The sequence below is a fragment of the Nocardia sp. NPDC051570 genome, from assembly GCF_044454005.1.
GTDB lineage: Bacteria > Actinomycetota > Actinomycetes > Mycobacteriales > Mycobacteriaceae > Nocardia.
Window position 1 is genome coordinate 32,362 of the sequence record NZ_JBITDI010000002.1, and the last position, 13,914, is coordinate 46,275.

General features: G+C 68.2%; 12 protein-coding genes and 2 pseudogenes. 8 read left to right on the plus strand and 6 right to left on the minus strand.

Annotated elements, in window-relative coordinates; translation table 11 throughout:
• Positions 1-66 precede the first annotated feature (66 nt).
• Complete coding sequence (locus tag ACIA76_RS03640) at positions 67-1,509, plus strand: aspartate ammonia-lyase (protein WP_397148076.1); 1,443 nt, start codon at positions 67-69, stop codon at positions 1,507-1,509.
• 129 nt (positions 1,510-1,638) lie between these two features.
• Here the strand turns inward: ACIA76_RS03640 and ACIA76_RS03645 are convergent, their stop codons facing one another.
• On the minus strand, positions 1,639-1,803 hold the full coding sequence (locus ACIA76_RS03645; protein ID WP_397148078.1) for a hypothetical protein: 165 nt from the start codon (positions 1,801-1,803) through the stop codon (positions 1,639-1,641).
• Positions 1,804-2,221: 418 nt separating this feature from the next.
• On the opposite strand from ACIA76_RS03645, the gene ACIA76_RS03650 reads away from it, so the two are divergent.
• Positions 2,222-3,442 carry a site-specific integrase gene (locus ACIA76_RS03650; protein ID WP_397148080.1) on the plus strand — a complete coding sequence of 407 codons (1,221 nt, stop codon included), beginning with the start codon at positions 2,222-2,224 and terminating at the stop codon, positions 3,440-3,442.
• Between the two features lie 556 nt (positions 3,443-3,998).
• Here ACIA76_RS03650 and ACIA76_RS03655 read toward each other — a convergent pair.
• Positions 3,999-4,343 carry a winged helix-turn-helix transcriptional regulator gene (locus tag ACIA76_RS03655; RefSeq protein ID WP_397149371.1) on the minus strand — a complete coding sequence of 115 codons (345 nt, stop codon included), beginning with the start codon at positions 4,341-4,343 and terminating at the stop codon, positions 3,999-4,001.
• A gap of 353 nt (positions 4,344-4,696) precedes the next feature.
• Here ACIA76_RS03655 and ACIA76_RS03660 point away from each other — a divergent pair, with 353 nt between their 5' ends.
• Positions 4,697-5,338, plus strand: a complete 642-nt coding sequence (locus tag ACIA76_RS03660) for an FMN-dependent NADH-azoreductase (RefSeq protein WP_397148082.1) — start codon at positions 4,697-4,699, stop codon at positions 5,336-5,338.
• Between the two features lie 69 nt (positions 5,339-5,407).
• Here the strand turns inward: ACIA76_RS03660 and ACIA76_RS03665 are convergent, their stop codons facing one another.
• Positions 5,408-5,683 (minus strand): hypothetical protein, encoded by a 276-nt coding sequence (locus tag ACIA76_RS03665; RefSeq protein ID WP_397148084.1) that lies wholly within the window; start codon positions 5,681-5,683, stop codon positions 5,408-5,410.
• Between ACIA76_RS03665 and ACIA76_RS03670 the strand changes: the two genes are divergently transcribed.
• Positions 5,684-6,226, plus strand: a complete 543-nt coding sequence (locus ACIA76_RS03670; protein WP_397148086.1) for a VOC family protein — start codon at positions 5,684-5,686, stop codon at positions 6,224-6,226. It begins immediately after the preceding gene.
• Between the two features lie 285 nt (positions 6,227-6,511).
• Positions 6,512-7,075: a GNAT family N-acetyltransferase gene (locus tag ACIA76_RS03675; RefSeq protein WP_397148088.1), complete on the plus strand. Its 564-nt coding sequence runs from the start codon at positions 6,512-6,514 to the stop codon at positions 7,073-7,075.
• Between the two features lie 212 nt (positions 7,076-7,287).
• Here the strand turns inward: ACIA76_RS03675 and ACIA76_RS03680 are convergent, their stop codons facing one another.
• Together ACIA76_RS03680 and ACIA76_RS03685 are read right to left on the minus strand one after the other, a co-directional pair.
• Entirely contained in the window at positions 7,288-8,748 is a 1,461-nt protein-coding gene (locus tag ACIA76_RS03680; RefSeq protein ID WP_397148090.1) for an AMP nucleosidase, read from the minus strand.
• Between the two features lie 302 nt (positions 8,749-9,050).
• A pseudogene (locus tag ACIA76_RS03685) lies at positions 9,051-11,331 on the minus strand (molybdopterin guanine dinucleotide-containing S/N-oxide reductase).
• A 144-nt stretch (positions 11,332-11,475) separates the two neighbouring features.
• Here ACIA76_RS03685 and ACIA76_RS03690 point away from each other — a divergent pair.
• The 3 genes and pseudogenes from ACIA76_RS03690 to ACIA76_RS03700 all read left to right on the plus strand — a co-directional run.
• Positions 11,476-12,093: pseudogene (locus tag ACIA76_RS03690) on the plus strand (family 1 glycosylhydrolase); the annotation flags it as partial.
• A 256-nt stretch (positions 12,094-12,349) separates the two neighbouring features.
• Positions 12,350-12,802, plus strand: coding sequence for a family 1 glycosylhydrolase (locus ACIA76_RS03695; protein ID WP_397149373.1), 453 nt, complete (start codon positions 12,350-12,352; stop codon positions 12,800-12,802).
• A gap of 33 nt (positions 12,803-12,835) precedes the next feature.
• On the plus strand, positions 12,836-13,270 hold the full coding sequence (locus ACIA76_RS03700) for a winged helix-turn-helix transcriptional regulator (protein ID WP_397148092.1): 435 nt from the start codon (positions 12,836-12,838) through the stop codon (positions 13,268-13,270).
• 55 nt (positions 13,271-13,325) lie between these two features.
• Here ACIA76_RS03700 and ACIA76_RS03705 read toward each other — a convergent pair whose 3' ends face one another.
• Positions 13,326-13,856 carry a PaaI family thioesterase gene (locus ACIA76_RS03705; protein WP_397148094.1) on the minus strand — a complete coding sequence of 177 codons (531 nt, stop codon included), beginning with the start codon at positions 13,854-13,856 and terminating at the stop codon, positions 13,326-13,328.
• Positions 13,857-13,914: the final 58 nt, after the last annotated feature.

The window sequence follows — 13,914 nt, forward strand, 5'->3', positions numbered from 1 at the left end:
GGTCGTAAACTGTCGGATCGGTGAGTGGCGTCACTGCGTATCCCCTCGATGCAGAAAGACCACTCGATGAGCAGCAGTGCCCGGATCGAACGCGACTCGCTCGGTGATCTGGAAGTCCCCGCCGACGCCTACTATGGCATCCACACCGCCCGCGCCCTGGACAACTTCGCGGTGACCGGTTCCACGATCGGCCAGTATCCCGCCCTGACCGCGGCGCTGGCGGCGGTCAAGCAGGCCGCGTGTCAGGCCAACCTCGACCTCGGGCGCCTCGATGAGCGCCGCGCGACGGCGATCGTCGCCGCCTGCACCGAGATTCGCGAGGGCAAGCTGGCCGATCAGTTTCCCGTCGACCCGATCCAGGGCGGGGCGGGCACCTCGACGAATATGAACGCCAACGAGGTGATCGCCAACCGCGCCCTCGAGATCCTCGGCCTGCCTCGCGGGGACTACGCCGCACTCGATCCGCTCGAACACGTCAATCTCGGCCAGTCCACCAACGATGTGTATCCCACGGCGGTGAAACTGGCTCTGGTGACCCATCTTCGGCAGGTCATCGCCGGACTGCGCCGGCTGGCGGCCGCGTTCGACCGCAAGGCCATCGAATTCGCCGATGTGGTGAAGATGGGCCGCACCCAGCTGCAGGACGCGGTGCCGATGACGCTGGGCCAGGAGTTCTCCACCTATGCGGTGATGCTGCGCGAGGACTGCGACCGGCTCACCGAGGCCGCGGCGCTGCTGCTGGAATGCAACCTCGGCGGCACCGCGATCGGCACCGGCATCAACGGCCATCCGCGGTATTCGGCGCTGGCGTGTGCGTATCTGCGCGAGATCACCGGTGAGGCGGTCACTCCGGCGAGCAATCTCATCGAGGCCACCCAGGACTGCGGGGTGTTCGTGCAGGTGTCGGGGGTGCTCAAGCGGGTGGCGGTGAAGCTGTCGAAGACCTGCAACGATCTGCGGCTGATCTCCTCGGGTCCCTCGACCGGGCTGGGTGAGATCAATCTGCCCGCGGTGCAGGCCGGTTCGTCGATCATGCCAGGCAAGGTGAATCCGGTGATCCCGGAGATGGTCAATCAGATCGCCTTCGAGATCATCGGCAACGATCTGACCGTCACGATGGCCGCCGAGGCGGGTCAGCTGCAGCTCAACGCGTTCGAGCCGATCATCGCCTACAGCCTGCTGCGCACGATGACCCACCTCGAGGTCGCCGCCGACACCCTGGCGACTCGCTGCGTGGACGGCATCACCGCCAACCGCGAACGCCTCGAGCAGGCGGTGCGCCGCGCGCCGGGCATCGTGACCGCGCTGTCGCCGTATATCGGTTACGCCGCGAGCGCACGCCTGGCCAAACAGGCGCTGGCGACCGGGGAATCGGTGGGCGATCTCGCGGTGAGCGAGGGGTTGCTGACCCGGGCGGCGGTGGAGGAATTGCTGTCGCCGCTGCGGCTGGCGGGTCTGGCTGTTCCGGATAATCCGGAGGTCGGATTGCCCGCACCGGTCCAGGTCTGAGATATCGGCCCCGAAACGAGGATTGCCGCCCGAGGTGGACCGATGGTCCACTCTCGGACGGCAAATCCTACGTCATCCAACAAACACCGCGGATTAGGCGGTGGCCGAGCTCGAAACGAGCGGAATCGCTCAGAGCATCGAGCCGGTGAATGTGGCCAGCACGGTGTTCAGCGCCACCGAGCCCACATAGGTGATCGGCGCGAGGAACGAGCCGATCACGGGCACGGCAGTCGAGAAGATCGCCGTGGGGATGATGTTGAAGATGTCGCAGATGAGCGAACCAACGAGCGGCATTAGATGTCCTTTCGGGTTCGGAAGGTTGTCGACGGCAAATCTACAGCAGCCACTGTGACGCAGGAAACATTCGACCGACATTTGTGATAACTGTTCGGACTCGGATGAGTAACGGACGGGATTCGGAGGTATTTCGTCGAAACGTTCCGCTCTTTATATCGAATTACCGATTATGCTTCCCACCTTGCTGTATCCCTTTGCTCCATGACGGCAACCGGCGGCTATCGATGTCCGGCACCGGTGGCGCATTCGCACCCATAAACGCCCGTCCCGACTAATTTCCAGGCCTAATATCAGCGCTGTAACCGGACCGCGCAACCAATTGGCAATCTCGTAGCAACTTGTTGTTCGGATTGTGCTCACCCGACCGCCGCGTCGCGCGCTCACCGCGGCGTGTCGCCCGGTAGTCTGGCCGACGATGAACGATCCGGCCGATCTCGCCCAATCCTCCAGTGCCGTAGCGGTTCCCGAGGTCGTGCGCACCCAGTTACGCCACGGCGTGCGCAGCGTGCTGGTCGACGCCGCGGCGCTGCGACTGGTGCGTGAGCGGTTCGACGACGAACAGGCCGCGGCGTTGCGGCGGTATCTGGAGGCGTCGCAGTCGCCGAATACGGTGCGCGCCTACCGATCCGACTGGATCGGCTGGTCGGGCTGGTGCGCCACGGAGGGCCGTCAGGCGTTGCCCGCGGATCCACTGGATGTGGCGGTGTATCTGGCCGCGGCCGCCGATGCGCGCAAACCGTCGGGCGAGTGGGCGTTCGGCGCGGCGACACTGGAACGTAAGAGCGCGGCCATCGCGGCGGTGCACGCGGCCAACGGGCTGGCCTCCCCGACGCGCAGCGATGTGGTGCGGTTGACGCTGCGCGGTATCCGCCGCACGCGCCGCACCCAGCCGCGGCGCAAACGTCCGGTCCTGCTCAACACCCTCGAACAGTTGCTCGCGGGATTGCCGGCGCCGGGCTGGCCACGCGAACCGGCCCGACGCCGCGACGCGCTGGTGCTGCTGGTCGGATTCGCAGGGGCGTTGCGGCGCAGCGAGATCGCGGGCCTGCGGATCGGGGATGTGCGGGTCGATCTCGATCACCGCAGCGGCGAACCGGTGCTGCTGGTGCAGTTGCCCGCGACCAAGACCGACCCGACCGGCGCGGGCGCCCAGCGGGTCGCGCTGCCACGCGGCAGCCGTCCGCACACCTGCCCGGTGTGCGCGTTCGCCGACTGGATCCGGTTGCGCCAGGCCCATCTACGCCACGGCGACGCACTGCCCGAACATCTGGACGCACTCGGCGTCGCGGATCCGGCGATCCACCGCTGCCACGGCTTCACCGGCGCCACCGGCGTCGAGACGGAACTACCGCTGTTCCCGGCGATCTCGCGCCACGGCGGCCTCGGCGCGACCGCGATATCGGGCCGCGCGATCGCCGAATTGGTCAAACGCTATGCCGCGCGGGCGGGCCTGGACCCGGCCCTGTTCTCCGGGCATTCGCTGCGCGCCGGATTCGCCACCCAGGCCGCCCTCGGCGGCGCCAGCGACCGCGAGATCATGCGCCAGGGCCGCTGGTCCAATCCCCGCACCGTGCACGGCTACATCCGCACCGCGAACCCGTTGGAGGACAACGCGGTCACCAAACTGGGGCTGTGAGCCGAGTTCCCCTTGCTCGGCCCGTCGGGAACCGCGGACCGGCCGTCTTGCGGAACATGATCGGCAGCATGAGGTCTCGGGCCGTTTGGAACAAGACAAGTTGCAGCAGGTGCCGAATCGCACTCGCTGCCGGACGACCGGCCCATGCCCTCGGCCTGGCTGCTTGTGCCCAGCGAATGCCGCTTTCTGCTCGCGCGGTACTCGGGTTCCGGTAGTAATCGCGCGGAAAACAACGAAATTGCCTGGACCAGCGGCGATGTCGGGTTACCGGTGTCCGGCTTCTCTTCCGGGGATAGCGGCCCGTTTGGTGGCGGGTGAGCGTCAGGTGCGGGGCGGAGTGGTGCTGATGATGCGGTGGATGGTGGAGCGGCCCACGCTGTATTCCTCGGCGAGGTCGGCGAGGCTCGCGTCGTCGTCGGGGTCGTGGTAGCGGCGGTGGATCGTTTTCCGTGCTACGAGAGGCAGTTTCGGCTGGTTGCCCTCGAGGCGGCCTTTCGCGCGGGCCTTTTACGGAACACGCACATCGGCTGCGCCGCGCTGATGGCTGTGTCTGGGTTCAGGAGTTGGTCGTGGTCGCTGCGGTAGCGCGGGCTCGGTTTTCGCGGATCTCGTTGTGGTGCTCGGCGGCCCAGCCGATCAGGGAGGTGACGATCTCGTGCAGGCCACGACCGAGTGGGGTGAGGGAGTACTCGACGCGCGGGGGTACCTCGGCGTAGGCGGTGCGGGTCAGCAGTCCGTCTTGTTGCAGTTGGCGCAGGGTGAGGGTGAGCATGCGCTGGGAGATGCCGTGGATCTCACGTTGCAGGTCGGTGTAGCGCAACGGGCCTGATTCCAGGACCGCGAGCACCAGCAGGCTCCACTTGTCGCCGACGCGGTCGAGGACTTGGCGGATGAACTGCATCTGCTCGGCGGGGATACCGGCGCACGGGCCGCGGCCGGCAGTGGTGTCCGATCGTGCTGTGACCTCCATGGCGCACATTCCTCTCCGTCACACACACCGATGTGCCTTTTGTACCGCTTCCAATTCTGTTCCATCATGGGGCTACGCACAAATCGTATGAATTGGAGGGTGCGTCATGAAAGTAGAGACCTTGTCCGAGGTCACCTGCCCCTGGTGCGGGCTGGCCACCGGCGCCTCCCCGGCGTACGGCCGGACGGCTGCATCGTCCCCGTGCGCGGCTGACGTCCGCCGACTCCTCTCCAATGCGTCCGACCTCGACGTCGGCATTCCCTTCTGAAAAGGCTGAACACCCCATGTCATACCTATTGCACGTCGACGCCTCCTCGCTCGGCGAGGCTTCGATCTCCCGCCAGGTCGCCGGCTCCTTCCGCGCCGCGTGGCAGGGCCCGGTCGTCCACCGCGACCTGGCGGTCTCACCCGTGCCCCACCTCAGCGCGGCGGGCATCACCGCCCGGAGCACCGACCCCGCCCAGCACACCCCCGAACAGGCCGAGGCCGCCCGGATCCAGGACGAACTGATCACCGAGTTTCTCGGCGCCGACGTCTATTTGTTCACCGTGCCCCTGTACAACCTCACGATGCCGTCGGTGTTCAAAGCCTGGCTGGACCAGATCATGATCGAGGGCCGCACCCTCGGCTTCACCCACGGCGCCCCCACCGCCGGCCGCCCCGCCGTGGTGGTCTCCGCCCGCGGTGGCGGCTACGGCCCCGGAGCCCCCAACGAGGGCCGCGACCACTTGATCCCCACGTTGGAGACCGTCCTGGGTTGGTCCCACACCCTCGGACTCGACGTGACCTCGGTGATCCCCGAACTGACCATGGCTCCCGACGTCCCGGCGATGGCCGAGCTCGTCCCGCTGTACGAGACGTCCCTGGCCACCGCCCACGAACAGGCCCGCCGACTGGCCGAGACCCTCGACCGGCGGGCCGCCTGACCCGCCCCGCGCAACACGGGCCCGAAGACCGCCCCGATCAACGTCCGCAAAGTCGGGGACAAGGGCGGCCTACGGCTCTCCCGGGCCAACGCCGCCGCCTACTACCTTCAGCACCTCCCAGATCGGCCGCGCACCGTTCATCACCGACAGGTAGACACACCACCGACCCGAGGTGGACGTCGCGGACTTCGTTGGGCTATCGGCGATTACGACCGGAACCCCATGCGCCCAGCGAGCCGCTACCAACTCGGCGACGACGTCGCCGTCGAGCCGGGCACCGGAGCTGCCGACTACGCGCTCGGATTCGTCGATCTCATCGACAACCGCGCCGACCACAGAACGCACGTGAACCTGGTCAACCCCGGCCTGACACGTCACGACTTTCCCTTTGTCACAGATAACCTCACGAAAGGTTCACTCATGGCCATCCACCGGCTCAACCATGCTGTCCTGTACGTCCGCGACGTTGCGCGCAGCGTCGCCTTCTATCGAGAAATCCTCGGTTTCGAGGTCGTTATCGAGATAGACGGGGCGGCATTCCTGCGCGCTGGCGGCTCGACGAACGATCACGACCTCGGATTGTTCAGCGTCGGCACGCAAGCCGGACCCTCCGAGGCCGGACGCAGTACCGTCGGCCTGTTCCACTTGGCGTGGGAGGTGGAGACACTGCGCAACCTCGTCGAGCTGGCACAACGACTGACCGACGCGATCGATCACCACGTCACGAAATCGCTCTACGGCCAGGACCCGGACGGCTTGAAGTTCGAGATCGCTTGGGTCGTGCCGTCCGACCAGCTCGACGAGGCCGCGTTGGCTCGACCCGACGACACGCCTCTGGACCTCGATCGCGAGATCGCCCGCTACGGCGCGGACACTCCCGGCGGCTAGGGCGTCAGCCGGGCGATCACCGAGGCCAACCCAGCGTGAGCGAATGGGTTACGCCCGCGAATCAACTTGCGTCCTCACCGGCTAGGCCGAATCCGTGTTTTTCCATCGAATGAGTCACCGATCTCTGTCCCGGCGGACCTCGGCGTCGGCGGCCGACGATCGACCACGCCGGTTTCCTGCTTCGGGCGGCCGGTTCAGTCGGGGCGGGGAGAGCGGGCGGTGATCGATGGTGTGTGGCCGGGCGACGTGATCTGATGGATCAATGTCCAGCAAGGGGAGGGCCGCATGAATCAGTTGCCGACGCTGTCCGCCGTCCACATCGCGACGGACCGGGTCCTGCTGCGCAAGGCGCGCGACACCGATCGGGACAGGCTCATCGAGCTGCGGACCGACCCGGAGGTCGGGGCCTACATCGGAGGGCCGCGTCTTCGCGAGGATGTCGAGCAGTACCTCGATGCGATCGGCGGCGTCGCCAACGCCACCGCCACTCCCGGCACCTTCATCATCGCCGATAAGACCACTGACGACCTCATCGGAACATTCGAGCTCAAACGACGCGCCACCGACTACCCCGGTCATGTCGTCGAAGACGGCCTGGAACTGGAACTGGGTTACCTGATGCGGCCCGACGCCTGGGGTGCGGGACTGGCGAGCGAGGCGGCCATTGCCGTATTGCGCGCCGCTGCAGACGAGTTCCCCGACCAGCCGGTCCTCATCGCGACCCAGACGGCCAACAAACGCTCGCTCAGACTCGCGGCCCGCCTGGGATTCCAGCCGGTCAGCACCTTCGAATGGTTCGACGCCGAGCAGACCCTGTGCCTGGCCAGCCTGCACTCGTTCAAAGCCTGATCGGCAGATGACGCGGTCACGTCTGCCGCCGAGCGGCTGGGTCGGTGCGGGCCTGCCGGGCCATCGATGCCGCCGCGGACGGGCGGGCATAGGGGGCATGCGTCAGTTTCGAATGCCGCAGCTGATGCAGTGCTGCTGGATCCGGCCGCCCCGCGTTTCGTCACCGTGCGGGTGGCAGGGTGTGCGAGGGTGCAGGTGATGCCGGATTGCGTTCAGCGGAACGGGGGTTCGTTGAAGGTGCGCAGTTTGCGTGAATGCAGGCGGTCGCCCTCGGCGCGCAGCAGTTCCACCGCGCGGATGCCGATCTGCAGGTGTTCGGAGACGTTGCCCTCGTAGAAGCGGTTGGCCTGGCCGGGCAGTTTGATCTCACCGTGCAGCGGCTTGTCCGAGACGCACAGCAGGGTGCCGTAGGGGACGCGGAAGCGGTAGCCCTGTGCGGCGATGGTGGCGCTTTCCATATCGATCGCGACCGCGCGGCTGAGGTTGAACCGCAGTGCCGAGGCTGAATACCGGAGCTCCCAGTTGCGGTCGTCGGTGGTGACGACGGTGCCGGTGCGCAGCCGCTGTTTGACGTCCTCGCCGGGCATGCCGCTGACGGTTTTGGTGGCGTCGTAGAGTGCGCGCTGCACCTCGGCGATGCTGGGGATCGGAATATCGGGCGGCAGCACCGAATCCAGCACGTGATCGTCGCGCAGATAGGCGTGGGCGAGCACGTAGTCGCCGATGGCCTGGCTTTCGCGCAGGCCGCCGCAGTGGCCGATCATCAGCCAGGCGTGCGGGCGCAGCACCGCCAGATGGTCGCAGATGTTCTTCGCATTGGCCGGGCCCACACCGATATTGACCAGGGTGATGCCCGGACCGGTGGATGACATCAGATGCCACGCCGGCATCTGATGCCGTTTCCACGCCAGATCCGAGACCGCCGATTCGCGGTCGCGGGTGTCGGCGGTGATGACGGTGCCTCCCGCGCAGGACAATCCGTCGAATCCGCTGTCGGGGTCGGCGATCTGTTCGGCGGCCCAGCGCACGAATTCGTCGACGTAGCGGGTGTAGTTGGTGAACAGTACGAACGGCTGGAAATGTTCGACCGGGGTGCCGGTGTAGTGACGCAGCCGGGCCAGGGAGAAGTCGGTGCGCAGCGCGTCGAAATGGCTCAGCGGCAGCGGACCGCTGGTGTCGATGAGCCCGTCGGCGATCTCGTCACCGATATCGGCCAGATCGGTGGTCGGGAAATGCGCGGCCAGATCCGCGCTCATCGACCGGTCCAGCCCCAACTCGGCACCGTCGATCACATACGGGAACGGAATCTCCTGCCGGGACGGGCCGACCTCGATGCGGACGTCGTAGTCGTGCTCGATGGTCGCCAACTGCTCGGCCAGATAATGGCGCAGCAAGGCCGGGCGAGTGACCGTCGTGCGATACACCCCCGGACGCGTCAGCCGTCCCCAGGCCCGCGACCGATTCTTCGGCTCGGCCGCACCGTCCCAGCTGATCCGCAATTCCGGATACACGAACGCGCCACCCTCGCGGCCGGCCCGATCGGGCACGACGCCGTGCTCGACGAATTCGGCCACCGCGCTGCGCAAAGCGGTCACGGCCCGCTCATAGCGGACCTCGAGTTCGTCCAAGGCCTGGGCGGCGGTCACACTGCTGGGGGTACTCCGATCCGGCATGCTGTCCTCTCTACGCAACTGCGGTATTCGATGTTCATGGTATTGACGGCTTCCCACCCCGGCATCCGCGCGTGCCCGCCGTCACCACCGACCGGCCGCGGGTATAGGGGGTCGCGATCACACCACGACGGGTGCTCGGTGTCGCGGGGTACCGCTCGGGGCGAACAGCTGCCGCGCATCGGCTCGGGAGTAGAGCTCGCACTCGACGTCTTCCAGCAGTGAGGTCTCGCGCCTGCGGGCAGGGTCATCCCGATCGACCAGCGACTCCACCCTATCCCGGCGGCGTGGCGGGTCGATGCTCGTCACGTGGTGGCCGGGGGTGTGAGCACCGTCAGCTCGGGTGCGGGGCCCGGATAGGGCTCGATCTGGACGAGGGTGAGTTGGCCGGTGCAGGCCTGGCTGAGGGTGGAGGTGGGGCGGTCGGCGGTGAGGACGTTGGGGTTGCCGTGGCGGCAGAAGCTGGGGTCGGCGGGGTCGGGGTCGTACCAGGCGCCGGTGGACAGTTGGGCCACTCCGGGGCGCACGGCGTCGTCGATGATCAGTCCCGCCAGGCACGAGCCGCGGTCGTTATGGATGCGCACCAGGTCGCCGGGGTGCAGGCCGCGGGCGGCGGCCTCATCGGGATGCAGCCGAACCGGTTCGCGCCCGGCCACTTTCGCCGACTGGCTGTGGGCGCCGATATCGAGTTGGCTGTGCAGTTTGGTGCGGGGCTGGTTGGCGATCAGCTGTAGCGGGAACCGGTCGGCGGCGGGACTGCCGAGCCATTCGCGCGGCGCCAGCCACACCGGATGGCCGGGGCAGTCGGGGTAGCCGTAGGAGTCGATGGTGTCGGAGAAGATCTCGATGCGCCCGCTCGGGGTGCTCAGCGGATGCGCGTCGGGGTCGGCGCGGAAGTCGGCCAGCATGTTTCCCCCGGCGTCGGCGACGGGCAGTTCGAGCCCGGGCCCGGCCCAGAATTCGTCGAAGCCGGGTAGTTCGAGACCCTCGGCGGCCCGTGCGGTGCGCCAGTCGTCGTAGAGGTGGCGCAGCCACCCCGCGGTGGTGCGGCCCTCGGTGAATTCCTTTGCTACGCCGAGACGTTCGGACAGCTCGGCGAAGATGGCGTAATCGTCGCGGGCCTGGCCGTGCGGGCGGGTCAGCGCGGGCATCGGGAAGAACATCGGGTCGTTCTCGCCCGCGCCGTAGTCGTCGCGTTCGATCGTCATCGTGGTGGGCAGCACGAGATCGGCGTGGCGGGCGGTGGCGGTCCAGAACGGGTCGTGCACGACGACGGTGTCGGGTGTGGCGAACGCGCGCCGCAGCCGGGCCAGATCCTGATGGTGATGGAACGGGTTACCCCCGGCCCAGTACACCAGCGCGATATCGGGGTAGGTGAGCCGCTGCCCGTTGTAATCGTAAGTGGCGCCCGGATTTTCGAGCATATCGGTGATGCGGGCGACGGGGATGAAGGTGTCGACGGGGTTGACGCCCTGCGGTAGGCGCGGCACACCGAGGGTGCGGGTGGGTTCGCCCACCATGGCGCTGGAACCGTAGCCGTGGGCGAATCCGCCACCGGGCAGGCCCCATTGGCCGAGCATCGCGGCCAGCACCACCCCCAGCCACAGCGGTTGTTCGCCGTGTTCGGCGCGTTGCAGCGACCAGCTGACGGTGAGGAAGGTGCGCGCGGCGGCCATCTCCCGGGCCAGTGCGGTGATGCGCCCGGGGTCGATCCCGGTCAGCGCCGCCGCCCACGCCGGATCCTTGACCACACCGTCGGTCTCGCCGCGCAGATAGCGGGCGAAACGCTCGTAGCCGACGGTGTATCTGTCGAGGAACTCCGTATCGGCCAGGCCTTCGGCGTCGAGTACCTGGGCGAGGGCGAGCATCAGCGCGGCATCGCTGCCCGGGGCGCGGGGACCACCATTCGGCCTGCGCCTCGGCGGGGATGTCGTCGCGCAGCGGGCTGACCGAGACGAAGCGGCAGCCGCGGGCACGGGCGGCGGCGATCCAGCCGCGGGTGTGGTGGCGCGACACCCCGCCCGGGGTGACGGCCGAATTCTTCGGCGACAGCCCGCCGAAGGCGACGATCAGTTCGCTGTGCTCGGCGAGCACCGCCTTGGTGGTGGAATGGCCCAGCAGCCAACCCGTTTCGGCGAGGATGTAGGGCAGCAGCACCGTGGCGGCGCCGAGGCTGTAGCTGTCGACGCTGCGCACGTAGCCGCCCAGGCAGTTGAGGAACCGGTGGGTCTGGCTCTGCGCGTGATGGAACCGCCCCGCGCTGGCCCAGCCGTAGGAGCCGCCGTACACCGCCGCCGCGCCGGGGCCGTCGTAGACCCGGCGCAGTTCCCCCGCCAGCAGATCCAGCGCCCGATCCCAGGACACCGGCACGAACCGGTCGCTGCCGCGTCCCGGCGCGCCCGGTCCGTGGTCGAGCCAGCCCTGGCGGACGTGCGGCTGCGCGATACGGGTCGGGTGATGTTGCGCGGAGGCCACATTCGCGATCAGCGGCATCGGTTCCGGATCGCCGGACCAGGGCCGGACCTCGGTGAGGCGGTGGCCGTCGCTGACGGCTTCGAACGCTCCCCAGTGCGTCAAATGCGTCATGATCGCCACCCTAGCCCCGGGCACCGACAAGTAACCCACTCATGGACAACCGACCATTTTCGGAGGGGACCAGCGGGCCGCCACCACGATCGGCGCGATACCCTGACTGGCGCCGGTGACCGCGTTGTCCGTCCGAGGAGTCCGATGCGTCCGTTGCGCCGCCGCGAGGCGTTGACCCTGGCCGCTGGCGCCGCCGCGGCCCTGATTCCCGCCACCCGCGCCGGGGCGCGCCCGCCCGCGCCCCCGACGGTGCCGCCGCTGGGCGCGGATTTCCACTGGGGCGTGGCCAGCGCCGGATTCCAGTGCGAAGGCGTTGCGCCGGACAGCAATTGGCGCCGCTACGTGGACAACAACCCCGGCTACGACCGCTACGGCGAGGCGGTGGACTTCTATCACCGCTATCCCGGCGATATCGCCCTGGCCGCGAACCTGGGCACGAGCGTGTACCGGATCAGCGTGGAATGGGCGCGGCTGCAACCGAATCCGGGCGGCTGGGACGAGGCCGGATTCGCCTTCTACGACGCGGTGATCGAGGCCATCACCGCCGCGGGGCTGCGCCCGATGCTGACGCTGGATCATTGGGTGTATCCGGGATGGGCGGCCGCGCGCGGCGGCTGGGCGCATCCCGCGATGCCCGGCGACTGGCTGGCCAATGCGCGAAAGGTGGTGGACCGCTACGCCTCTCGCGATCCGCTGTGGGTCACCTTCAACGAGCCCACCTTCTATCTGGTCAACGAGGTCAGAAACGGCGGCCTGGCGCCCGCGGCGCTGCCGGTGATGGCGCGGGCGGTGATCGGCGCGCACAACCAGATCTACGACCACATCCATCGCGCCCGGCCCGCGGCGCTGGTCACCAGCAATCTCGCCTATATCGCGGGCACGGCCGAACCGGTGGTCAACGGGCCGATCCTCGACGGAATCGGCGCGCGGCTGGATTACGTCGGCATCGACTACTACTACGGCTTCACCCCGCAGTCGATGCTGCACTTCTCCCCCGCGAATCTCGGCGCTGTGGGCGATGCCGTTGCAGCCGGAGGGCATCTACTATGCGCTGCAATACTATTCGCGCCGCTTCCCCGGCAAACCGCTCTACGTCGTCGAGAACGGCATGCCGACCCGCGACGGCGCGGCGCGCGCGGACGGCTACACCCGCGCCGATCATCTGCGCGACCACGTGTACTGGATCCAGCGCGCGGTCGCCGACGGCATCCCGGTGCTGGGCTACAACTACTGGAGCATCACCGACAACTACGAATGGGGCAGCTACACACCGCGTTTCGGCCTCTACACCGTCGACGCGCGCACCGATCCGGCCCTGATCCGTCGCCCCACCGACGCGGTGGCCGCCTATACCGGCCTCACCGGTGCGCGTGGGGTGCCCGCCGACTATCGGCCCACCCGCGCGCCGGCGGCGTGTTCGCTGGTCGACGCCCCCGCCAGCTGTGTCGATCCGGTCACCGTGCCCGGCTGAATTCAAATGGTGAATTCAGCGTAGACTGCCCCCATGGCACGAGAGTGTTCGGTCGCGGCCGCGCTGGGGGTGGTCGGTGAGCAGTGGTCGCTGCTGGTGCTGCGCGAGGTGTTCCTGGGCGTGCGGCGATTCGACGCGATCGCCGAGGCCACCGGCGCCCCGCGCGCGGTGCTGATGCGCCGGTTGCGCACCCTGGTCGACGCGGGTGTGCTCGCGCGGCGCGATTATCGCGAACCGGGTGCGCGGACCCGCCAGGAGTATCACCTCACCGCCGCGGGCCGGGAACTGCAACCGGTGCTGACCGCGCTGATGCAGTGGGGCGACAAGCATCTGGCCGGTCCCGCCGGTCCCCCGCTGACGGTCACCCACGCCGAATGCGGCGCGCCGGTCCGCGCCACACTGCGCTGCGAGCACGGGCATGTACTGGCCGACACCGGACGCGAAATGCAGGCTCGACCGCGCGCCTAGCGGCCACCACCGATCCGATACCTCGGCACCGTCATCGACCGGGCGGTCCGATCGCTCAATTCGACAGCACCAGCAGCGAACTCGACGCACTGGCCAGGAGTTTGCCCTCGCCGTCGCGGACCTCGCCCTCGCCGAATCCGACCCGGCGCCCGGGTTTGGTCACCCAGCCGCGCACCCGGATCTCGCCGGTGTCCGCGCGTACCGGGCGCAGGTAGTTGATCTTGATTTCGATGGAGGTGTAGCCGATCCCGGGCGGCAGCGTGGTGTGGAAGGCGCAGCCGATGGCCGAATCCAGCATCGTGCACACCAGCCCGCCGTGTACCAGGCCGATCGGGTTGTACACCGATTCGTCGGGCACACAGGTGAATCCGACCTCACCCTCGGCGACCGACATCGCGGCGGCGCCGCCGAGCAGGCTCACGATCGGAGCGGGCGGTAGCTGGCCCGACGCCATCGCCCGCATGTATTCCAGGCCCGACAGTGCCAGCCCGGTCTGCGCGGCGGCGACCGGGTCGTACCAGGTCACGGTCTTGCTGCGGGGTTCGCCCCAGATGCCGGGCGCCGCGGTCTGCATCTCCATGGTCATCGCCTGCCCCATCCGTCGTCCCGACCTCGCCGATGCCCGAACCCTACCTTCTGCGTTC